Origin of the sequence: Telmatospirillum sp. J64-1 (assembly GCF_006980715.1) — a bacterium.
GTDB lineage: Bacteria > Pseudomonadota > Alphaproteobacteria > Rhodospirillales > Magnetospirillaceae > Oleiliquidispirillum > Oleiliquidispirillum nitrogeniifigens.
This window is the reverse complement of sequence record NZ_SBHN01000007.1, coordinates 64980-83571: the sequence shown is the minus strand read 5'-3', so window position 1 is coordinate 83571 and position 18592 is coordinate 64980. Positions and strand designations below refer to the sequence as shown.

At 64.9% G+C, this 18592-nt stretch carries 24 protein-coding genes, 3 tRNA genes and 1 riboswitch; of the genes, 20 read left to right on the top strand and 7 right to left on the bottom strand.

Annotation, left to right across the window (positions count from 1 at the left end):
* Positions 1 to 97: 97 nt before the first annotated feature.
* The 4 genes from apaG to metZ all read right to left on the bottom strand — a co-directional run bounded on the left by apaG (position 98) and on the right by metZ (position 3439).
* On the bottom strand, positions 98 to 490 hold the full coding sequence (gene apaG, locus EPD66_RS08615) for a Co2+/Mg2+ efflux protein ApaG (protein WP_142848089.1): 393 nt from the start codon (positions 488 to 490) through the stop codon (positions 98 to 100).
* Between the two features lie 161 nt (positions 491 to 651).
* Positions 652 to 1032 carry a hypothetical protein gene (locus tag EPD66_RS08610; protein WP_142848088.1) on the bottom strand — a complete coding sequence of 127 codons (381 nt, stop codon included), beginning with the start codon at positions 1030 to 1032 and terminating at the stop codon, positions 652 to 654.
* 178 nt (positions 1033 to 1210) lie between these two features.
* A complete protein-coding gene (locus EPD66_RS08605; RefSeq protein WP_142848087.1) occupies positions 1211 to 2101 on the bottom strand; it encodes an OmpA family protein in 891 nt (296 codons plus the stop codon).
* Positions 2102 to 2221: 120 nt separating this feature from the next.
* Positions 2222 to 3439: an O-succinylhomoserine sulfhydrylase gene (metZ, locus tag EPD66_RS08600; protein ID WP_142848086.1), complete on the bottom strand. Its 1218-nt coding sequence runs from the start codon at positions 3437 to 3439 to the stop codon at positions 2222 to 2224.
* Between the two features lie 103 nt (positions 3440 to 3542).
* Positions 3543 to 3620, bottom strand: a riboswitch (SAM riboswitch).
* Positions 3621 to 3784: 164 nt separating this feature from the next.
* On the opposite strand from metZ, the gene fabI reads away from it, so the two are divergent.
* From fabI to EPD66_RS08565, 8 genes are all read left to right on the top strand, one after another.
* The gene (fabI, locus tag EPD66_RS08595) at positions 3785 to 4549 is read left to right on the top strand and encodes an enoyl-ACP reductase FabI (protein ID WP_142848191.1); all 765 of its coding nucleotides are present in this window, start codon (positions 3785 to 3787) and stop codon (positions 4547 to 4549) included.
* Positions 4550 to 4640: 91 nt separating this feature from the next.
* Positions 4641 to 4714: transfer RNA gene (locus EPD66_RS08590), tRNA-Gly, on the top strand.
* Between the two features lie 118 nt (positions 4715 to 4832).
* Complete coding sequence (locus EPD66_RS08585; RefSeq protein WP_142848190.1) at positions 4833 to 5393, top strand: metallophosphoesterase family protein; 561 nt, start codon at positions 4833 to 4835, stop codon at positions 5391 to 5393.
* A 138-nt stretch (positions 5394 to 5531) separates the two neighbouring features.
* Positions 5532 to 5855: an NIPSNAP family protein gene (locus EPD66_RS08580; RefSeq protein ID WP_142848085.1), complete on the top strand. Its 324-nt coding sequence runs from the start codon at positions 5532 to 5534 to the stop codon at positions 5853 to 5855.
* 66 nt (positions 5856 to 5921) lie between these two features.
* Positions 5922 to 6047, top strand: a complete 126-nt coding sequence (locus tag EPD66_RS24595) for a hypothetical protein (RefSeq protein WP_255448421.1) — start codon at positions 5922 to 5924, stop codon at positions 6045 to 6047.
* 20 nt (positions 6048 to 6067) lie between these two features.
* Positions 6068 to 6664, top strand: a complete 597-nt coding sequence (locus EPD66_RS08575; protein ID WP_221930928.1) for a biotin transporter BioY — start codon at positions 6068 to 6070, stop codon at positions 6662 to 6664.
* Positions 6665 to 6932: 268 nt separating this feature from the next.
* Positions 6933 to 7991 carry a YeiH family protein gene (locus tag EPD66_RS08570; protein WP_142848084.1) on the top strand — a complete coding sequence of 353 codons (1059 nt, stop codon included), beginning with the start codon at positions 6933 to 6935 and terminating at the stop codon, positions 7989 to 7991.
* Positions 7992 to 8002: 11 nt separating this feature from the next.
* Positions 8003 to 8905 carry a LysR substrate-binding domain-containing protein gene (locus EPD66_RS08565; RefSeq protein ID WP_142848083.1) on the top strand — a complete coding sequence of 301 codons (903 nt, stop codon included), beginning with the start codon at positions 8003 to 8005 and terminating at the stop codon, positions 8903 to 8905.
* Between the two features lie 70 nt (positions 8906 to 8975).
* Here EPD66_RS08565 and EPD66_RS08560 read toward each other — a convergent pair.
* Positions 8976 to 9050: transfer RNA gene (locus tag EPD66_RS08560), tRNA-Thr, on the bottom strand.
* A gap of 135 nt (positions 9051 to 9185) precedes the next feature.
* Here EPD66_RS08560 and EPD66_RS24025 point away from each other — a divergent pair.
* The 12 genes from EPD66_RS24025 (at position 9186) to EPD66_RS08505 (ending at position 17223) form a co-directional block, all read left to right on the top strand.
* Positions 9186 to 9359, top strand: a complete 174-nt coding sequence (locus tag EPD66_RS24025; protein ID WP_185961310.1) for a hypothetical protein — start codon at positions 9186 to 9188, stop codon at positions 9357 to 9359.
* An 81-nt stretch (positions 9360 to 9440) separates the two neighbouring features.
* Positions 9441 to 9995, top strand: coding sequence for a dCTP deaminase (gene dcd, locus EPD66_RS08555; RefSeq protein ID WP_142848082.1), 555 nt, complete (start codon positions 9441 to 9443; stop codon positions 9993 to 9995).
* Between the two features lie 105 nt (positions 9996 to 10100).
* Complete coding sequence (murA, locus tag EPD66_RS08550; protein WP_142848081.1) at positions 10101 to 11405, top strand: UDP-N-acetylglucosamine 1-carboxyvinyltransferase; 1305 nt, start codon at positions 10101 to 10103, stop codon at positions 11403 to 11405.
* A gap of 149 nt (positions 11406 to 11554) precedes the next feature.
* Entirely contained in the window at positions 11555 to 12217 is a 663-nt protein-coding gene (gene hisG, locus EPD66_RS08545; protein ID WP_142848080.1) for an ATP phosphoribosyltransferase, read from the top strand.
* Positions 12207 to 13511 carry a histidinol dehydrogenase gene (gene hisD, locus EPD66_RS08540; protein ID WP_142848079.1) on the top strand — a complete coding sequence of 435 codons (1305 nt, stop codon included), beginning with the start codon at positions 12207 to 12209 and terminating at the stop codon, positions 13509 to 13511. The genes hisG and hisD overlap by 11 nt, the downstream gene beginning before the upstream one ends.
* Positions 13508 to 13990 carry a UPF0262 family protein gene (locus EPD66_RS08535; RefSeq protein WP_142848078.1) on the top strand — a complete coding sequence of 161 codons (483 nt, stop codon included), beginning with the start codon at positions 13508 to 13510 and terminating at the stop codon, positions 13988 to 13990. Before hisD ends, EPD66_RS08535 begins: the two co-directional genes overlap by 4 nt.
* Positions 13991 to 13996: 6 nt before the next feature.
* Positions 13997 to 14440 carry an arsenate reductase ArsC gene (locus EPD66_RS08530; protein ID WP_142848077.1) on the top strand — a complete coding sequence of 148 codons (444 nt, stop codon included), beginning with the start codon at positions 13997 to 13999 and terminating at the stop codon, positions 14438 to 14440.
* 117 nt (positions 14441 to 14557) lie between these two features.
* The gene (gene infA, locus EPD66_RS08525; RefSeq protein ID WP_142848076.1) at positions 14558 to 14776 is read left to right on the top strand and encodes a translation initiation factor IF-1; all 219 of its coding nucleotides are present in this window, start codon (positions 14558 to 14560) and stop codon (positions 14774 to 14776) included.
* A gap of 8 nt (positions 14777 to 14784) precedes the next feature.
* Positions 14785 to 15372: a nucleoside triphosphate pyrophosphatase gene (locus EPD66_RS08520; RefSeq protein ID WP_142848075.1), complete on the top strand. Its 588-nt coding sequence runs from the start codon at positions 14785 to 14787 to the stop codon at positions 15370 to 15372.
* Entirely contained in the window at positions 15356 to 16672 is a 1317-nt protein-coding gene (locus EPD66_RS08515; protein WP_142848074.1) for a ribonuclease E/G, read from the top strand. The genes EPD66_RS08520 and EPD66_RS08515 overlap by 17 nt, the downstream gene beginning before the upstream one ends.
* A gap of 143 nt (positions 16673 to 16815) precedes the next feature.
* Positions 16816 to 17016 carry a DNA gyrase inhibitor YacG gene (locus EPD66_RS08510; protein ID WP_142848073.1) on the top strand — a complete coding sequence of 67 codons (201 nt, stop codon included), beginning with the start codon at positions 16816 to 16818 and terminating at the stop codon, positions 17014 to 17016.
* A gap of 131 nt (positions 17017 to 17147) precedes the next feature.
* Positions 17148 to 17223: transfer RNA gene (locus EPD66_RS08505), tRNA-Phe, on the top strand.
* Between the two features lie 65 nt (positions 17224 to 17288).
* Here EPD66_RS08505 and EPD66_RS08500 read toward each other — a convergent pair.
* The gene (locus EPD66_RS08500) at positions 17289 to 17771 is read right to left on the bottom strand and encodes a WbuC family cupin fold metalloprotein (protein WP_142848072.1); all 483 of its coding nucleotides are present in this window, start codon (positions 17769 to 17771) and stop codon (positions 17289 to 17291) included.
* Between the two features lie 75 nt (positions 17772 to 17846).
* Complete coding sequence (locus tag EPD66_RS08495) at positions 17847 to 18524, bottom strand: DUF1826 domain-containing protein (RefSeq protein ID WP_142848071.1); 678 nt, start codon at positions 18522 to 18524, stop codon at positions 17847 to 17849.
* Positions 18525 to 18592 lie beyond the last annotated feature (68 nt).

Here is an 18592-nt window from a genome sequence, read left to right as displayed (position 1 = left end):
GGGCAGTCGGCTTCTTCCTATACGAAAGAGCCGGGGAATGGGTCAGCACTGCCCATGTGGCTCGGCAAAGGGAGTAATGCAACCCTTTCGTCAATGATCAGTTAAGTCTTACGGTTTGGTGCGGGCTGTCCAGCGAGAAAGCGGGAATGCCGATATCGAAACGTTCGCCGCCGCTGGTTTCCATCTCGTAGCTGCCGACCATGATGCCCGAAGGCGTGCCGAGCGGCGTGCCGCTGGTATATTCGTAGGATTCGCCCGGCCGCAGGACCGGCTGCTCGCCCACCACGCCGGGGCCGCGGACTTCCTGGGTCCGGCCCCGGGCGTCGGTGATGCGCCAATGACGGTTGATCAACTGAACCGTATCACTGCCCTTGTTCTCGATCCGCACCCGGTAGGCCCAGACGAAATGGTCTTCGCTGGGTGCGGACTGGTCATCGAGATAAATCGGCTCGACGGTGACGGTGATGGAACGGGTTGTCTGCGCGTACATGGCCTGCCTCGGAAATAAGCGCGGGACCGCGCAGGCGCGGCCCCCAAGAACTGTCATCTCTTTGCAAGACATATTATCTTGGATGGCGCCCATGTCCAGAAGCGGGGATCGCCCCTTCGGGCCGCCGGGCCGGTGGTTTCCGCCGGTTTTCGTCCTGGGGATTAATCCTCTCGCGCCTGGGCGACGGCCTGGCGGCGTTCCAGCTCGCCCAGGGCTTCCAGGAAGATGCGGCGGCAGTCCAGATGGCCGGGCTCGGCCTGCGGGCTTTCCTCCTGGTCGATGACCCAGCATTCGAAACTGTCGCGGGCGCGTTCGGCCACCTCGGGCGCGATCTGGTCGGCGCCGTCGGCGATCATGCGTTCCAGCTTCTCGTGGGCCTCGGCCATCTGCGGTTCGCTGAGTTCGGGATAGAAATTGCGGTCCCAGGCTTCGGCGTCGGAGATCGGGCGGGCGGTTTCATAGGCCTGGGCCGGAAGGATGGTCGCGGCGCCCAGGGCCAGGGCGGCCAGGGCCAGAATGGAGCGGGTGACACGACGGGTCATGGCGGGCCTCCTTCGGCTTGCGGGGAGTTCTTCCCCTTCTCTCCATGAAACCGACTCTAGACCCTTTTCGTGGCGGGGAAATGGAACAAATGAGGCGAAAGGCGGGCACGAAAACGGGGACGACCATGGGCCGTCCCCGCTCCGTTTTTCCGCTTTGCCGCGGGTAAGGTAGGCTGCCTTACTGCTGCTGGACCTCGACGCGGATGGCCGCGCGGCGGTTCTGCGGCTGGCGCACCCCGTCTGGGGTTTCGACCAGCGGCTCGGACTCGCCACGGCCGACGACCGAGATGCTGTTGGCCGGGATGCCGGCCTGGACCAGGGCGTCACGCACCGCATTCGCACGGCGCTGGGACAGGCCCATGTTGTACTGGGCGGAACCGGCACGGTCGGTGTGGCCGACGACGGACACGGCCGGGGTGCCGGGATGCTGGCGGATGGCCTGGGCCGCCTGGTTGATGATCTGGCGCGCGGCGTCGGTCAGCACCGCTTCGTCGAACTCGAAATAGACGACCCAGTCGGTGGCCGGCGGAGCGGCGACGCGCGGCTGGGGCGCCGGGGCGGGAGCCGGCTGCTCGACGAGCTGCTGCATGGCTTCCTCGAAGCCCTGGCGGCAGGCGGCGATATGGTCGAGCTGGTGGCCTTCTTCCAGCTGTTCCAGCCAGCAGTCAAATTGGGTCTGGGCACGGGCCGCGACCTGCGGGCTGCGGTCACGGGCATTGCCGTCCAGGGCCTGGATCAGGCGCTGGTGGGCCTGGCTCACTTCCTGGATGCTCTGTTCCGTCTGGCCGATGCCCGAGACCCAGTTGTAGCTCAGCGTGCGCTGGGAGGGCTCGTCGGGCAGCACGTTCTGGCCCTGCGCGGCGGCTTCGGCCTTGCGGGCGAAGTGGTTGGCATCGCGCCAGTCGTATTCGTTTTCCTCGAACTGGGTCAGGCCGCGATAGTCCGTGGCCAGGGCCTGCTGGAATGGGGTCCCCGTAGGCTGCATCTGCGCCAGTCGCTCGGTTGGCGTGGCGCAGGCGGCCGCCGCCAAGGGAAGAGAGAGAACGAGGAGGGTTTTAACGAACCTCATGGGGGGCCTCCTTGGGCGCTAGGTAGTGGAATGTTTTCTTATACAAACGCTTTCTTACCTTGGCATTCCATTTGTCTATTCAACCATGACATTCGTCAAGACCCTTCGTTCCACGCCTTCTCAGACCGAAAGCGCGGCTTCCAGGTCCTCGATCAGGTCCTGGGCATCCTCCAGCCCGACCGAAAGCCGGATCATGCCCTCGGTCACGCCCATGGCCATTTTTTCCTCGGCCGGCAGGCGCTGGTGGGTGGTGGTCGAGGGATGGGTGATCAGGCTTTTGGCGTCGCCCAGATTGTTGGAGATGTCGACCAGCCGCAGGCCGTTCATCACACGATAGGCGCCTTCGCGCCCGCCTTCGACCTCGAAGACGACGATGCTGCCGCCGGCCCTCATCTGGCGGCTCGCCAGCGCCCGCTGGGGATGGCTGTCGAGGCCGGGATAGATCACCCGTTTCAGCCCCTTGCCGATGCGGCTTTCCAGGAAATGCGCGACCTTCAGGGCGTTGGCGCAATGGCGCTCGATCCGCAGGTCCAGGGTCTCCAGGCCCTTCAGCAGGACCCAGGCGTTGAAGGGGCTCAGCGCCGGTCCGGTATGGCGCAAATACGGCCCCAGCACGTCGTTGATGAAGGCCGCGTCGGACAGGATGGCGCCGCCCAGGCAGCGGCCCTGGCCGTCGATATGCTTGGTGGCGGAATAGACGACGACGTCGGCGCCCAGGGCCAGCGGGCTTTGCAGCACCGGCGTGGCGAAGACGTTGTCGACCACCAGCCGCGCCCCGGCCTTGTGCGCCAGTTCGGCCACGGCGGGAATGTCGATGATCTCCAGCGTCGGGTTGGAGGGCGTCTCAATAAAGACACAGGCGGTGGGCTGCGACAGGGCCTCGCGCCACTGGTCCAGGTCGGTGCCTTCGACCAGGACGGGGGTGATGCCGTAGCGCGGCATCAGTTCGGTGATGATCCACGAACAGGAACCGAACAGCGCCCGCGAGGCGACCACCCGGTCGCCGGCCTTGACCTGGCAGAGCAGGGCGGCATGCACGGCGGCCATGCCCGAGGCGGTGGCGCGGCAGGCTTCAGCCCCTTCGATGCCGGCCAGGCGGTCTTCGAACATGGCGACGGTAGGATTGCGGAAGCGGGAATAGACATAACGCTCGCGGGTGCCGTCGAAGCTTTCCTGCGCTTCCTCGGCCGAGCCGTAGACATAGCCCGAGGTCAGGAAGAGCGCTTCGCTGGTCTCGGAGAAGCCGGTGCGCTCCAGCCCGCCACGGACCATGCGGGTCTGGGGACGCCAGGTCTTGGCGTTGGGGGATGTGCCGTTCGAGGTGTTGTCGCTGCCCATCTTCCATCCTTCCTCAATTCCGTGGCCCGTGCCTGGCCGGGGCCGTTGCCACCCCCGGACCACAAATAAAAAAAGCCCCGACCAGAAAAAGGTCAGGGCTGTCTATCTTTCACGCCCGACCTTTTAGCCGCTTGTTTAACGTGGCCGCAAGCCGGTCGCTCAAATCACCACGAATCCACTGATAACCCGAGGCGCCGCAGGGCGTCAAGATTATGGGACGGGTAGCGGCGCAGATGAAGCTTTCAAGTCCAGATGGAAAGAGACCTTGCCCGAAGAAGGCTTATTCGTCATATCTCGCAATGCAACATTGCCGAACGGGCGGGAGAAGGATACGTGAGCACCGATATGTTCAGCCTCAAGGGTAAGAAGGGTCTGGTGGTCGGCATCGCCAATGATCAATCCATCGCCTATGGTTGCGCGAAGGCCTTTCGCGACCAGGGCGCCGATCTGGCACTGACCTATCTCAACGAGAAGGCCAAGCCCCATGTCGAGCCGCTGGCCGAGGCGCTGGACGCCGAGATCTTCGTCCCCTGCGACGTGCGCGGCGAGGGCCAGCTGAAGGCCGTGTTCGACGAGATCGAACGGAAATGGGGCAAGCTGGATTTCGTCCTGCATTCCATCGCCTTCGCTCCCAAGGAAGATCTGCACGGCCGCGTGGTGGATTGCTCGCGCGAGGGCTTTTCCATGGCCATGGACGTGTCCTGCCATTCCTTCATCCGCATGGCAAAATATGCCGAACCGTTGATGAAGGACGGCGGCACCCTGCTGACGGTCAGCTTCTATGGTTCGGAAAAGGTGGTCGAGCATTACAACCTGATGGGCCCGGTCAAGGCGGCGCTGGAAAGCTCCACCCGCTACATGGCCGCCGAACTGGGGCCCAAGGGCATCCGTGTCCATGCCGTCTCGCCCGGCCCCTTGAAGACCCGGGCCGCCTCGGGCATCGACCGCTTCGACCAGCTGATGGCCCGCGCCGCAGAACGCGCGCCCCAGCACCACCTGGTGACCATTGAGGATTGCGGCGCCATGGCCGCCTTCCTGGTCTCCGACGCGGCCAAGAGCCTGACCGGTTCGGTCGCCTTCGTCGATGCCGGCTACAACATCGTCGCCTGAAAACCTTCCGGGGCGGCGCCTCTTTCGCGCCGCCCCACCATCCCCTTGCAAGCGCCCGGCCCCTGACCTATAAATGAGTCCGCTTCCCGGCGCGGGTGTAGCTCAATGGTAGAGCAGAAGCTTCCCAAGCTTACGACGAGGGTTCGATTCCCTTCACCCGCTCCAATCCGCCATGCCGATGCGAGCTCGGCGCGTGATGCGGATTTCTTCCCGCCGTTCATGAATGTCTAGTATCCTCCGCCCCGCCTCGGAGCATTCCCGTTGCGCGGCTGTTGGTATGGGTATGGCGACCTATTTCACGAGTGACACCCATTTCGGCGATCATCGGACCCTGTTTATGTACCGGCGGCCGTTCGGTAGCGTGGCGGAGATGGATGCCGCGATGGTGGAACGGTGGAATACGGTGGTCGGGCCGGAGGACGAGGTCTGGCATCTGGGGGATTTCGCGGTCCGGTATTCGGCGGAGCGGACATCGGACTTGTTGCGGCGCTTGAACGGCATCAAGCATCTGGTCGTCGGCAATAATGATCCCGCGACCACGACCGAGGCGCGGGAATGGGAGTCGGTTCAGCATTATCGTGAACTCGTCGTCGATGACGTGCCTGTCGTGCTTTGCCATTACGCCTTCCGCTCGTGGAACGGCATGTATCGCGGGCGCCTGAACCTGCACGGCCACAGCCATGGCCGGTTGTCCTCCCTGAAAGGGCAATATGACGTGGGCGTGGATGTCTTCGCCTTCACGCCCGTCACAATGGCCGAGATCGTCGCCAGCCGGCCGCCGAAGCGGCGGGCGAAGAAGGCCGGGGCCGAGGCTGCCGTCACGGTTTCCAAGCCCGGCAGATAGAGGGGGAGGGGCGTCCGGACCTCTCTTCCTGTCCATCGGCATCTCGACGTCTGCGCCTTTGAACCATAAGGTCGTCTCCCCGCCGCCCGTTCCGGCGGCAGGGACTATGCAGACCACCAAAGCCTGAAGGATGTGCTCATGCTTTATGATGTCCGGACCTATACCTGCCGCCCCGGCACGGTGCAGAAGCAATTGGCCCTTTATGCCGAGCACGGCTATCCCGTGCAGGTGAAGCATCTGGGCGAGCCGCTGGCCTATCTGCTGGCCGAGACCGGGCCGCTGAACTCCTATACCCATATCTGGGTCTATGACAGCGCCGCCGACCGCGAGACCAAGCGCAAGGCCATGCAGGCCGATCCCGCTTGGCAGAATTACCTGAAGCTGAGCGCCGAGGCCGGTTATCAGGTCAGCCAGGAAAACAAGCTGATGACCTCGGTTCCCTTCGCGCCGGCCAAGCGCTGAGGCCCCGTTTCGGACGTCCCTTCAAGCGGTCCACGCATCGCGTGAGGGGACGTCCGAAACCCGCCGATGTCTTTGATCCTCCGCTCGGTCTGGAGGGGCAGCCAGATCAGGGCTGAAGCGGCGGAGGATCTCGGCTATGTAGAGGTCATGGCGGATCAGCGATCCGGTTCCGATGACGTGGGGCCGGGCTGACTGCAAAGAAGGAGAAAACAATGACAACGCTGACTGCTTCGGAAAGATCGGTCCTTCAGATGCTCTGGCCCGCCCAGGGGCGGGGAGCCGTTTGGACGCGGGGCCTGGTGCTCGCGCTGGCGGGGTCGGTGGCGCTGTGGGCTTCCGCCCGCCTGCAGGTGCCGTTCTGGCCCGTTCCGATGACCATGCAGACCCTGGTCGTGACCATGATTGCCGCCACCTTCGGCTGGCGGCTGGGTCTGGCGACCGTCATGCTCTACCTGGCGCAGGGCACGGTGGGCCTGCCGGTCTTCGCGGGAACGCCGGAACGGGGGATCGGGCTGGCCTATATGGTGGGGCCGACGGGGGGCTATCTTCTCGGCTTCCTGGCCGCCGTGGCGGTGATGGCGCCGCTGGCGGGCGACGGCCGGTCGTGGACGCGCATGGGCGTCGCCATGATCGCGGGCAATGCCGTCATCCTGCTCTGCGGCTTCCTGTATCTGGCCACGCTGGTCGGTGCGTCCCAGGCTTGGGCGGCGGGCGTTCTGCCCTTCCTGACCGGCGCCCTGGTCAAGGCGGCGCTGGGCACAGCACTGATGGTCGCGGGCTGGCGCCTGCTGGCGTCCTGGCGCCGTTGAGGGTTGTCGCTCGGCGGTGATAATCGAGGTCTCGCGCGCAAATCCTGTCCCGCGAGACCTCTTGCCGTCTTCTCTGCATTTCTGCCGTCGTCGTCCGCGCCTTCATGGTCATGGATGCGCGATGATTTTATATGACGAACAGATTGCCGGAAGTGATCCTTCTTTTTCTTTTTCATAAATACGGTTTATCACTTTTCTAAATAGAATTAATTGGATTGATTATATCCGGGGCGCCATTTTCGAGTCTCACCTTCCGGGAGACCGCTCCATGCGCGACAGCGTCAGCCACCGCCAATCATCAGAAACGGCCTGTCCTCCACTGCCTCGGACCCAGCCTGCCGGGGGCGGTGGTCTTTGGGCCGGTCTTCTGCTTACCGGCGGCATTGCGGGTTTCGCTTTGACGCTGCACTGGTTCGCATTGGTGCCGGGGCTCAGCCCCTTGATCCTCGCCATCGCTATCGGCATGGCTATCGGCAATGGCTGGGGCGTGCCGGTCCAGGCCAAGGCGGGGATCACCTTCAGTATCAAGAGACTGTTGCGGATCGCCGTCGCCCTGCTGGGGCTGCAATTGACGATCGGGCAGGTGATCGAGGTCGGCGCGACGGGACTGGCAATCATCGCGGCGAGTTTGGTGGCGACCTTCGTCTTCACGATCTGGGCGGGGCGGCGGCTCGGCATCGACCGGCGCCTGACCGAGTTGATCGGGGCGGGGACGGCGGTGTGCGGCGCCTCTGCCGTCATCGCCGCCAATACCGTGTCCGCGGCCCGCGACGAGGACGTCGCCTATGCCGTCGCCTGCGTCACCGTCTTCGGCTCCCTGTCCATGCTGCTCTTCCCGCTTCTGCCCGGCCTGCTGCAGCTGGATGCCCAAGCCTATGGCCTGTGGGCCGGGGCCGCCATCCATGAGGTCGCCCAGGTGGTGGCCGCCGCTTTCCAGGGAGGGCAGGCGGCGGGGGAATACGGCACCATCGCCAAGCTGAGCCGGGTGATGATGCTGGCGCCGCTGGTTCTCGTGCTCGGCGTCTATGTCGCGCGCAGGAATACCGCCGGTGGCCGACGTCCTGCCGCCAAGCCGCCGCTGCCGTGGTTTGTCTTCGGCTTCATCCTGCTGATGGTGGCGGGAAGCGTCTTTCCCGTTCCCGAGGCGGCCAAGGCCGGGATCGGGCAGGTGACGACCTTCCTCCTGTGCCTGTCCCTGGCGGCGATGGGGCTGGAGACGGATGTCCGCAAGCTTTGGGGCAAGGGTGCGCGGCCGCTGTTGCTGGGGGCTGCGGCTTGGCTGTTCATTTCCGTTTTCAGCCTTATTCTGGTGAAGCTTGTCTACTGAGGACCGCAGATGTGACGCTCGAGCAGATCCGGATTTTCGTCGCCGTCGCCGAACGCCAGCACATGACGCAGGCGGCCGAGGCGCTGAACCTCACCCAGCCGGCGGTCAGCACCGCCATCCAGACGCTGGAAAGCCGGCATGGGGTGGACTTGTTCCACCGCATCGGGCGGCGTATCGAATTGACGGAGGCCGGGCGGCTGTTCCTGGAGGAGGCCCGCGCGGTGTTGGCCCGCGTCCAGGCGGCGGAACTGGCCCTGTCCGAGCTGGGCACGCTGGCGCGCGGCACGTTGCGCGTCCAGGCCAGCCAGACCATTTCCAGCTATTGGCTGCCGCGCCATCTCATGGCCTTCCGCCGGTGCTATCCCAGGATCGACATCCAGTTGGCCTTCGGGAACACCGCCCAGGTGGCGAAGGCGGTGCTGGACGGGGCCGCCGATCTCGGCTTCGTAGAGGGCGAGGTGGAGGATGCCGCGCTATCGCGCCGCGTGGTGGCGCGGGACCGGGTCGTACTGGTCGTGGGGGCTGACCATCCCTGGGCGGAGCGCGCCGCCGTCGAGCCGAAAGAGCTGCTCGAAGCGGATTGGGTCCTGCGGGAAGCGGGATCGGGGACGCGGTCGGAATTCGAGGCGGCCCTGGAAAAGCTGGGCGTGCCGTTCCACCGCCTGCGGGTCAGCCTAGAATTGCCGTCCAATGAAGCGGTGCGCAGTTCGGTGGAGGCCGGGGCGGGGGCCACGGCGATTTCCGAACTGGTGGCGGCCTCGGGCTTGCGCTCGGGCGCCCTGCGGCGCGTCGGCCTCGATTTGCCGGAGCGATGCTTCTCCGTGCTCCATCACCGCGAACGCTACCTGAGCCGCACGGCGCAGGCCTTCCTGAAAATGCTGGAGGAAGAGGAGGGCGGGGCCTCGGCCTCTTGAGGCGAAGCCCGGAAACAAAAAAACCCCGCCAAGCGGGGTCTTCGGAACGGGCTTTTGATTTTTGGGGCAATGGTGCTGCTGGACAGGATTGAACTGTCGACCTCTCCCTTACCAAGGGAGTGCTCTACCACTGAGCTACAGCAGCGCTCCGTTGCGAGGCGCGCTTTATGCCACAGGGTTCCCGGGCTGGCAAGCCTCTTTCTGAATTTTTTTGGTTCACTTGACGAAACACCCTCCCGGTCGCAGATTCCTGCGGGTTTTCGAGGAGGCCAGGAGCGAAATGAGCGAGATCAAGGGGAAGGAAATCGGGGGAAAGAGCGAGGCCGAATTGCGCAAGGAACGCCTGGCCGCCGCCCTGCGCGCCAATCTGGGACGCCGCAAGACCCAGGCCCGCGCCCGGACGGAGCGGAGCGGGGAGGACAACCCGGTCCCGCAGGCCGATCGTGAGGAATAATACCCCTCTTTATGACGGCTAGGTGTTGAGGTGAGGCAAGGGCTGCGCTAAGAAGACGGCTTGATCTGAGGAGCCGTCCCTATGTCCGTTTTGCCCGATACCTGGATCCGCGACCAGGCGCTGAACCACGGCATGATCGAGCCGTTCACCGAAAAGCTTCAGCGCCAGGGCGTGATTTCCTATGGCCTGTCTTCCTACGGTTACGATGCCCGCGTCGGCCGCGAGTTCAAGATTTTCACCAATGTCGATTCGGCGGTGGTGGATCCCAAGGAATTCTCGGACCAGAGCTTCGTCGACCGCGAGACCGATGTCTGCATCATCCCGCCCAACAGCTTCGCCCTGGCGCGCACCGTGGAATATTTCCGCATTCCGCGCGACACGCTGGTGATCTGCCTGGGCAAGTCCACCTATGCCCGCTGCGGCATCATCGTCAACGTGACCCCGCTGGAACCCGAATGGGAAGGGCATGTGACGCTGGAATTCTCCAACACCACGCCGCTGCCGGCGCGCATCTATGCCAATGAAGGCGCCTGCCAGTTCATCTTCCTCAAGGCCGATCAGGTCTGCGAAACCTCCTATGCCGACCGCGCGGGCAAGTATATGGGCCAGCGTGGCGTGACCCTGCCGCGCCTCTAGGCGGCAGGGGCCGGTCAGGTCGCCTTCACTTCGCCTGATTCCCCTCCTATGACACGGCTGCAGCCGCGAAAGACGCGGCTGCTCATCACTTCTCGGGACAGTGCAATGGACAAGATCCGCATCCTCGGCGGCACCCCGCTCAAAGGTGTCATTACCATCGGTGGGGCCAAGAACGCCGCCTTGACCCTGATGCCGGCCTGCCTGCTCACCGACGGGACGCTGAGTTTGTCGAATCTGCCGCATCTGGTGGATATCACCACCATGGCGAATCTGCTGGCCCAGCACGGGGTGGAGATGAGCCTGGACGGCAATTCCCCCGAAGGCGGCCATACCGGCCGGGTGCTGGAGTTGACGGCGCGCGACATCACCAACACCACCGCTCCCTACGACCTGGTGCGGCGGATGCGCGCCTCGGTGCTGGTGCTGGGGCCGCTGCTGGCCCGCTGCGGCCAGGCCCGCGTCTCACTGCCCGGCGGCTGCGCCATCGGCACCCGTCCGGTGGACCTGCACCTGAAGGCGCTGGAGCAGATGGGCGCGAAGATCGAGCTGGCCGAGGGCTATATCGATGCCAAGGTGCCGGGCGGACGGCTCAAGGGCGCGCATGTGATCTTCCCCATGGTCACGGTCGGCGGCACGGAGAACGTGCTGATGGCGGCCACCCTGGCCGAGGGCGAGACCATCATCTCCAACGCCGCCCAGGAACCGGAGATCACCGACCTCGCCCAATGCCTCGTCGCCATGGGGGCGAAGATCGAAGGCATCGGCACTCCCACCCTGCGGGTGACGGGCGTGGACCGGCTGCATGGCGCCCGCTATTCGGTGGTGCCCGACCGCATCGAGACCGGCACCTATGCCGTCGCCGCCGCCATCACCCGTGGGCAGGTGGAACTGGTCGGCACCCGGCGCGACCTGATGACCTCGGTCGAGAAGGTGCTGGTGGAAGCGGGGGTGGAAATCTCCGACACCGAACGCGGCATGCTGGTCAAGGCCGATTCCGCCGAACTGGTGGGCGTGGACATCATGACCGAGCCCTTCCCCGGCTTCCCCACCGACATGCAGGCCCAGCTCATGGCCCTGATGGCGACGGCCAGCGGCGCCTCGATGATGACCGAGACCATCTTCGAGAACCGCTTCATGCATGTGCCGGAACTCAACCGCATGGGCGCGCGCATCAATGTTCACGGCTCCTCGGCCATCGTGCGCGGCGTCAAGCAGCTTTCCGGCGCTCCGGTCATGGCCACCGACCTGCGTGCCTCGGTCTCGCTGGTGCTGGCGGGCCTCGCTGCCAAGGGCGAAACCATCGTCAACCGCGTCTATCACCTGGATCGGGGCTATGAGCGGGTGGAAGAGAAACTGGCCGCCTGCGGCGCCCGGATCGAGCGTATTAAGGATAACGACCCGGCGGAGTGAAGGCTGGCGGCAGTCTCTCTTCTCTGAAATCCTGAAGCCTCGGCCATTCCAGTGGCCGAGGCTTTCGTATATACCGGGTTGCGTGATGTTTCGCCTGCGCTAGCTTTGGGGCGATATGGATTGACAGGCCCGGGCCTGGGAGTGGATGAGTGGTCGAGAACCAAAAGCTTGTGATTGCCCTGCCGAAGGGGCGTATTCTGGACGAGGCCATGCCTCTGGTGCGTGGCGCGGGGATCGAGCCCGAGGCGGCTTTCGATGACCCCAAGTCGCGGGCGCTGCGGTTTTCGACCAATCATCCGGGCATCGACATCATCCGCGTGCGCAGTTTCGACGTCGCCACCTTCGTGGCCTTCGGCGCGGCCCATCTGGGCATTGCCGGCAACGACGTGCTGATGGAATTCGGCTATCCGGAAATCTATGCGCCGCTGGACCTGAAGATCGGCAAATGCCGCATCGCCGTGGCCGAGCCCGCGGATATGGTGGAAAGCGACGATCCCCGGCGCTGGAGCCATATCAGCGTGGCGACGAAATATCCCGAGATCACGCGCCGCCATTTCGCCGCGCGCGGCGTCCAGGCCGAATGCATCAAGCTCAACGGCGCCATGGAACTGGCGCCGGTGCTGGGGCTGTGCCGTCGCATCGTCGACCTGGTGTCCACCGGTTCGACGCTGAAGGCCAATGGCTTGGTCGAGGTCGAGCATATCGCCGACATTTCCTCGCGCCTGGTCGTGAACCGCGCCGCCTTGAAGACGAGGCCCGACGAGATCGGGCAATGGATTGACCGTTTCCGTGAGGTTTCCGATGCCGCTTGAATTGACGCTTGGCTCTGAGGGTTTCGACGCTGCATTCGAGGAACTGCTCTCGAACAAGCGCGAGCATGCCGCCGACGTCAATGCGGTGGTGGCCGATGTGCTGGCCGATGTGCGCCAGCGCGGTGACGAGGCGGTGATCGAATACACCAAGCGCTTCGACCGCCTGGAACTGACGCCCGAGACGATGCGCGTGACGGCGGAGGAGATCGAGGCCGAGACAGCGAAATGCTCGCAGGAGACCTTGCAGGCCCTGGTCCTGGCGGCGACGCGCATCCGCGACTATCACGAGCGCCAGATGCCCTCCGACTTCTCCTACCAGGATGCGGCGGGGGTGCGCCTGGGGTCGCGCTGGACGGCGATGGAAGCCGTGGGCCTGTACGTGCCCGGCGGCACCGCCTCCTATCCCTCTTCGGTGCTGATGAACGCCATCCCGGCCAAGGTGGCCGGCGTGGACCGCTTGGTGATGGTCGTGCCCTGCCCGGACGGCAAGCTCAATCCGCTGGTGCTGGCCGCCGCGGCCGTCGCCGGGGTCGACGAGATCTACCGGATCGGCGGTGCCCAGGCCGTCGGCGCCCTGGCCTATGGCACCCGGACCGTGCCGCCGGTGGACAAGATCGTCGGGCCGGGCAATGCCTATGTGGCGGCTGCCAAGCGGCAGGTCTTCGGCACGGTCGGCATCGACATGATCGCTGGGCCGTCGGAAATCCTGGTGGTCGCCGACGGCGCCAACGATCCCTCCTGGATCGCCGCCGATTTGCTGTCCCAGGCCGAGCACGACACGGCGGCCCAGTCCATCCTGATCACCGACGATGCCGCCTTCGGCAAGGCGGTGATCCAGGCGGTGGAAAACCATCTCGCCACCTTGCCGCGTGCCGCCATCGCCCGCGAAAGCTGGGAGGCCCATGGCGCCGTGATCGTGGTGGACAAGCTGAAGAACGCCGTGCCGCTGATCGACCGCGTCGCGCCCGAGCATCTGGAACTGGCCGTCTCCGACCCCGACGGCCTGGCCGCCAAGGTGCGCCATGCCGGGGCCATCTTCCTGGGCCGCCACACCCCGGAAGCCGTGGGCGATTATGTCGGCGGGCCGAACCACGTTCTGCCGACGGCGCGCAGTGCCCGCTTCTCGTCGGGCCTGGGCGTTCTCGACTTCCTCAAGCGCACCTCGCTGCTGGGCTGTTCGCCTTCCGCCTTGCGCCATATCGGACCGGCGGCGGCGGCGCTGGCCGAGGCCGAGGGACTGGGCGCCCATGCTCTCTCCGTCACCTTGCGTCTGAACATGGACGGAGTTGAATGACCAGCCACTTGCGCGGGCCGCATCTGGTCCATATCCAACTGGATGAGAAATACCCGGTCCGGCGCAAGCCAGAGGTCGAGCATGAGCGCGCCGTCGCCATCTACGACCTGCTGGAAGATAATTATTTCGCACCCGTCTGCGAGTCCGAAGGCCCCTTCGCCCTGCACATCTCGATCGAGGACAACCGCCTCGTCTTCGACATCAAGACCGAGCAGGGCGAGGATGTCTCGAAGGTCCATCTGCCGCTGAAGCCTTTCCAGGGGATCGTGAAAGACTATTTCATGGTCTGCGAAAGCTATTACACCGCCATCAAGAAGGCCTCGCCGTCCCAGATCGAGGCCATCGACATGGGGCGGCGCGGCCTGCACAACGAAGGGTCGGAATTGCTGCGCGAGCGCCTGGCGGGGAAGGTCGAGATCGACTTCGATACCGCAAGGCGCCTGTTCACCCTTCTCTGCGTCCTGCACATCCGGGGCTGAGACGACGTGGGTGAACTGCCCGGCTCCGTATTGTTCGCCTGCACCATGAATTCGGTGCGTTCGCCCATGGCCGAGGCGATCCTCAAGCATTTGCACGGGCGGCATATCTATGTGGATTCGGTGGGCGTGCGTGAGGGCGAGATCGACGGCTTCACCATCGCCGTGATGGACGAGATCGGCATCGACGTCTCGAAGCACCGCAGCAAGGTCTTCGACCAGTTGGAGGATTCCTCCTTCGATCTGGTCATCTCGCTGTCGCCCGAGGCGCAGCATTCCGCCGTCGAGATGACGCGGACCATGGCCTGCGAGGTGGAGTTCTGGCCGACCTACGATCCCACCTTGACCGAGGGCAACCGAGAAACCCGGCTGGAGGCGTATCGCCAGGTGCGCGATCAGTTGATGGCCCGCATCAAAGAGCGTTTTCCCCTCATGCGCATGCCCGAACCCTAGCTTTAAGCACTATCGGTTCAAACGATTAGTGCGCGCCGGTGGTGAAAAGGCTTGACCTATTCCGCGCCACCCATCACTTATCTGTCCGCATCGACGATCAGGATTTAACGAGCACATATGGCTAAGGAAGACGTAATCGAATTCACCGGCACGGTGATGGAACTGCTGCCGAACGCAATGTTCAGGGTCCGGCTGGACAACGAACATGAAATTCTCGCCCATACCTCCGGCAAGATGCGCAAGAACCGCATCCGCGTGCTGGCCGGCGACCGCGTCAACGTGGAAATGACGCCCTACGACCTGACCAAGGGTCGCATCACCTTCCGCTTCAAGTAGTTCCTCCCTTGGCCGCGCCTCACCGGCTTGTCCTGGCCTCGGCCTCGCCGAGGCGGGTGGACCTTCTCAGGCAGATCGGCATCATTCCCGACGCGATCGATCCGGCCGATACGGACGAGAGCCCGCTCGCTGGCGAACTGCCTGCCGAGCATGCCCTGCGCCTGGCGGAAGCCAAGGCGCGCGTCGTTGCCGCCCGCCATCCCCAATCCTTCATCCTGGCCGCCGATACGGTGGTCGCCTGCGGCCGGCGCATCCTGCCCAAGGCGGAAACCGAGGCCCAGGCCCTGTCCTGCCTGAACCTGCTGTCGGGACGGCGTCACCGCGTTCTCGGCGGCATCTTCCTGATCGGCCCCGACGGCCGCACCGCCAAGCGCAAGGTCACCACCATCGTTACCTTCAAGCGTCTGGAGAAGGCCGAGATTAACGCCTATATGGCCTCGGGCGAATGGCAGGGGAAAGCCGGCGGCTATGCCATCCAGGGTCTGGCCGCGGCCTATGTGCGGCAGCTGAACGGCTCCTACACCAATGTCGTCGGGCTGTCGCTCTACGAGACCAATACTCTCTTGCGCGGGATGGGTTATGGCGCGGATCGATAAAGTCCTTCATTCCTGGGGGCCGGGCGAGCACCGCTTCGCGCTGCTGTCCCAGGGCCGTCTGGTCGAGCTTCTGGTCGATCGCGGCGGCCATTGCCTGGGCAGCGTCTGGCTGGGCCGCGTCGTCCAGGTCAATCGTGCGATCAATGCCGCCTTCGTCGATATCGGCGATGCCCAGCCCGGCTTCCTGCCCAGCGGTAAGGTCGGCGAGGGCGATGCCGTCATGGTGCAGGTGGTGGCCGAGGCCCAGGGCGGCAAGGGCGCCAAGCTGACCGACCAGATCACGCTGGAAGGCAGCATCGCCGTCTTCACGCCCCGCCGCCCCGGCCTGTCGGTGGCACGCAAGCTGCCCGAGGACGAGCGGGACCGCCTGACCGACCTGCTGGAGCGTCTTGCCATGCCCGGCGAGGGCATCGTGCTGCTGGCCGAGGCCGCGCAGGCCCAGGAAGACGAATTGGGTCCGGAACTGGCCTGGCTGCGCAAGCAATGGAGCGCCATCGAAGGCCGCCGTTCGCAGGCCAAGGCGCCGACCCTGCTGCATCGGCCCGACATGCTGGACCAGATCCTCGCCCGTCATGGCCGGATCGAGAAGATCGTCACCGACGATCCCGAAGCCTATGCTGATTTCACCAAGCGCCTGCCCGATATCGTCCATCTGCACCGCGACGGCCCGGTCTTCGACCTGCATGACGTGGAAGACGAGATCGAGCGCGCCTTGGCGCCGGTGGTCAAGCTGCCCTGCGGCGGTGCCCTGATCATCGAGACCGCCCGCGCCCTGACCGCCATCGACGTGGATTCCGGCGGTGCCAAGCCCGTCGATGCGAACCGCGAGGCGGTGGCCGAGGTCGCCCGTCAGATCCGCCTGCGCAATCTGGGCGGACAGGTGGTGGTGGACTTCATCCCCGTCGGCAAGACCGGCAACCTGAAGCAGCCGATGGAAGCCTTGCGCGGCAAGGTCAAGACCGATCCGGTCACGACCCATGTGCTGGGCGTCGGGCCGTTGGGATTGGTCGAGATCATGCGCGAACGCCGCCGCAAGCCGCTGGCGGACGTGATGCTGGCACAGGGGGCTGCGGCTCCTAAATCTGCCGAGACGCTGGCCCTGGAGGCCCTGCGCATGGCCCTGCGCGAGGTTCCGCATCTGCGGGGCCGTCCGGTGCTGCGCGCCGCCCCTGTGGTCGTCGATGCCCTGCAGCGCCTGCCTCAGGCCCTGGCGGAAGCCGAAGGGCGGCTGAAGCAGAAGCTGGAATTGCGCGCCGAGGCATCCCTGGCGCCCGGCGATTACCAGATCGTCGCGGGCTGAAGGGAAGGGAGTATGGGAGCGCTGCTCCCTTACCCTCGCCAGGAGGCTTGCCTCCTGGACCTCCTGATATTTGAGTATCCTCGCCCCGAGGAACCCCGGAAGGGGCGTCTCGAAGGGCGTAACTGCCAAGGAGGATGATCCCCATGGACAAGGTCACGCCCCTGCGGCGCAAGGCCAAGGGCTGCCCGATCTGCGGCAAGCCTGCCGAAGACCGCTACAAACCTTTCTGCTCCGCCCGCTGCGCCGACGTCGATCTGGGCCGCTGGCTGGGCGGGGATTACCGCATTCCCGTCGAGGACGAGCCTGAAGACGATGGCACGTTCGGGCCCAATGAAAAAGAGTGAGAAATCTTTCAAAATGGGCTGGACAGGCCCGGAAACATCCCCTATAAACCGCCTCCTCGACGCGGTGACGGACACCAACCCCGCCTAACAAGCGGAGCCGTCATCCCCGAAACCGGTTCACCCGGTCCGGCGCCCAGGTAGCTCAGTTGGTAGAGCATGCGACTGAAAATCGCAGTGTCGGTGGTTCGATTCCGCCCCTGGGCACCATCTATAAGCCCCTAAGACCGAAAGGTTTTGGGGGCTTTCCATTTGTGGAGTCGGTTGGCGGGCGGCTATGCCTTCCGTTCCGCAAAGGCATCTCCCGGCTTCGCCGTGACCAGCCACGTCATCCATTCCTCTGCGGCCGGATCGCCTTCGGCGGGAGCCCAGGGGGCGAAGTCCTTGTCTTCGGCGGGGGTGTAGGGGCCGGGCTTGACTTCCAGCACGACCGTTCCGGGTTCAAGGGCGGCGACGGCGTGGATGGATCGGGAGGGGAATTCGACGACTTCTCCCGCCGTGATCTCGGCGCTGTCTTCGATCCTGCCATCGGGGGCGAAGGTGACCGCCTTGATCCGGCCTTTCAGCACACAGAACAATTCCCAGACGCCGTCGCGATGATGATGCGGGCGGACATAGGAGCCGGGTTCGATGGCGTTCAGCAGCCTTTGGATCGGGTCGCCGAGATCCTGGTGGATGTTGTGGTTCAGCCGCAGGCGGGGCCGTGCGGCGGCTTGGGCGGAGAGACGGGCGAGCTGGGAAAGGTCGATGGTCAGCATGCTGTCCGCTCCTCAATCAGGTTTCAGCGCCTCGTGGGTTCTATCAGCACAAAGCCTTTCCGTCTCTTGCGCTTTTCAGCAGCCGCAATCGCAGTCTTTCGGGTCCGCCGGGTCGATGGCGACGAAGACGCGGGATTGGCCGGGGGTGAGAGGGGGAGAGCGGTGGACCAGGGGGGCGTCGTTGCCGGGCCAATGGGCGCCCTTCATCACGCCGACCCACCAGGGCCGCAAATGTTGGATTGCCCTCCGGTCGCGGCAGACCAGGCGATTGTCGCCTTTGCCGAGGCCCGAGCGGTCCAGGGCTTCTTCGGGCAGCCATTGGGTGCCGGCCCCGTCATAGGTGCACAGCATCCGTAGCGCGACATAGTCGAAGTGAAAGAAGCGGCAGGCATCGTTGGTGATGTGGTCGACGCGCAGCCGGGCCGCTGAAGCGCCGGTGAGGCCGCAGAAGGTTCCGACCAGTTGCTCCAGATCGGCGGCCAGGAGCTTTCTCTCCGTCTCATCCGGCAGGCCGGTGGCATCGAGAAGGCGATGGATGGCCGCGCTGCCGTCTTGGGCGGGAATGATGCCGCGCTGCCCGGCAAAGGCCCCGGCTTTACGCAGGAAGGAAAGGATGGCCGGGTCGGGCTGCCGCTGATAGAGGGCCAGCGTCACCCCTTCATCCCGGATCGCGGCAAGGCCCTCCAGGCTCTGCGTCTCGACGACTTGGGCGGGCGCGGGAGGCAACGGGCGGGCAGGGCGTTGGAGGCTCACTGTTTCGTCCTTGTCTTTCCGTTGGGAAGGATCACAATCTGTTACGTTATAACGTTATGAAATTTTGC

Excerpts from the sequence above, each read along its gene's own strand:
- infA (WP_142848076.1), top strand. The coding sequence starts at position 14,558 with ATGGCTAAGGAAGACGTAATCGAATTCACCGGCACGGTGATGGAACTG.
- EPD66_RS08500 (WP_142848072.1), bottom strand. The coding sequence starts at position 17,771 with ATGCTGACCATCGACCTTTCCCAGCTCGCCCGTCTCTCCGCCCAAGCC.
- dcd (WP_142848082.1), top strand. The coding sequence starts at position 9,441 with ATGTCCGTTTTGCCCGATACCTGGATCCGCGACCAGGCGCTGAACCAC.
- EPD66_RS24025 (WP_185961310.1), top strand. The coding sequence starts at position 9,186 with ATGAGCGAGATCAAGGGGAAGGAAATCGGGGGAAAGAGCGAGGCCGAA.
- EPD66_RS08585 (WP_142848190.1), top strand. The coding sequence starts at position 4,833 with ATGGCGACCTATTTCACGAGTGACACCCATTTCGGCGATCATCGGACC.
- EPD66_RS08610 (WP_142848088.1), bottom strand. The coding sequence starts at position 1,032 with ATGACCCGTCGTGTCACCCGCTCCATTCTGGCCCTGGCCGCCCTGGCC.
- EPD66_RS08575 (WP_221930928.1), top strand. The coding sequence starts at position 6,068 with ATGACAACGCTGACTGCTTCGGAAAGATCGGTCCTTCAGATGCTCTGG.
- apaG (WP_142848089.1), bottom strand. The coding sequence starts at position 490 with ATGTACGCGCAGACAACCCGTTCCATCACCGTCACCGTCGAGCCGATT.
- EPD66_RS08515 (WP_142848074.1), top strand. The coding sequence starts at position 15,356 with ATGGCGCGGATCGATAAAGTCCTTCATTCCTGGGGGCCGGGCGAGCAC.
- EPD66_RS08605 (WP_142848087.1), bottom strand. The coding sequence starts at position 2,101 with ATGAGGTTCGTTAAAACCCTCCTCGTTCTCTCTCTTCCCTTGGCGGCG.
- fabI (WP_142848191.1), top strand. The coding sequence starts at position 3,785 with ATGTTCAGCCTCAAGGGTAAGAAGGGTCTGGTGGTCGGCATCGCCAAT.
- EPD66_RS08580 (WP_142848085.1), top strand. The coding sequence starts at position 5,532 with ATGCTTTATGATGTCCGGACCTATACCTGCCGCCCCGGCACGGTGCAG.
- EPD66_RS08535 (WP_142848078.1), top strand. The coding sequence starts at position 13,508 with ATGACCAGCCACTTGCGCGGGCCGCATCTGGTCCATATCCAACTGGAT.
- murA (WP_142848081.1), top strand. The coding sequence starts at position 10,101 with ATGGACAAGATCCGCATCCTCGGCGGCACCCCGCTCAAAGGTGTCATT.
- EPD66_RS08570 (WP_142848084.1), top strand. The coding sequence starts at position 6,933 with ATGCGCGACAGCGTCAGCCACCGCCAATCATCAGAAACGGCCTGTCCT.
- EPD66_RS08510 (WP_142848073.1), top strand. The coding sequence starts at position 16,816 with ATGGACAAGGTCACGCCCCTGCGGCGCAAGGCCAAGGGCTGCCCGATC.
- metZ (WP_142848086.1), bottom strand. The coding sequence starts at position 3,439 with ATGGGCAGCGACAACACCTCGAACGGCACATCCCCCAACGCCAAGACC.
- EPD66_RS24595 (WP_255448421.1), top strand. The coding sequence starts at position 5,922 with ATGTCTTTGATCCTCCGCTCGGTCTGGAGGGGCAGCCAGATCAGGGCT.
- hisD (WP_142848079.1), top strand. The coding sequence starts at position 12,207 with ATGCCGCTTGAATTGACGCTTGGCTCTGAGGGTTTCGACGCTGCATTC.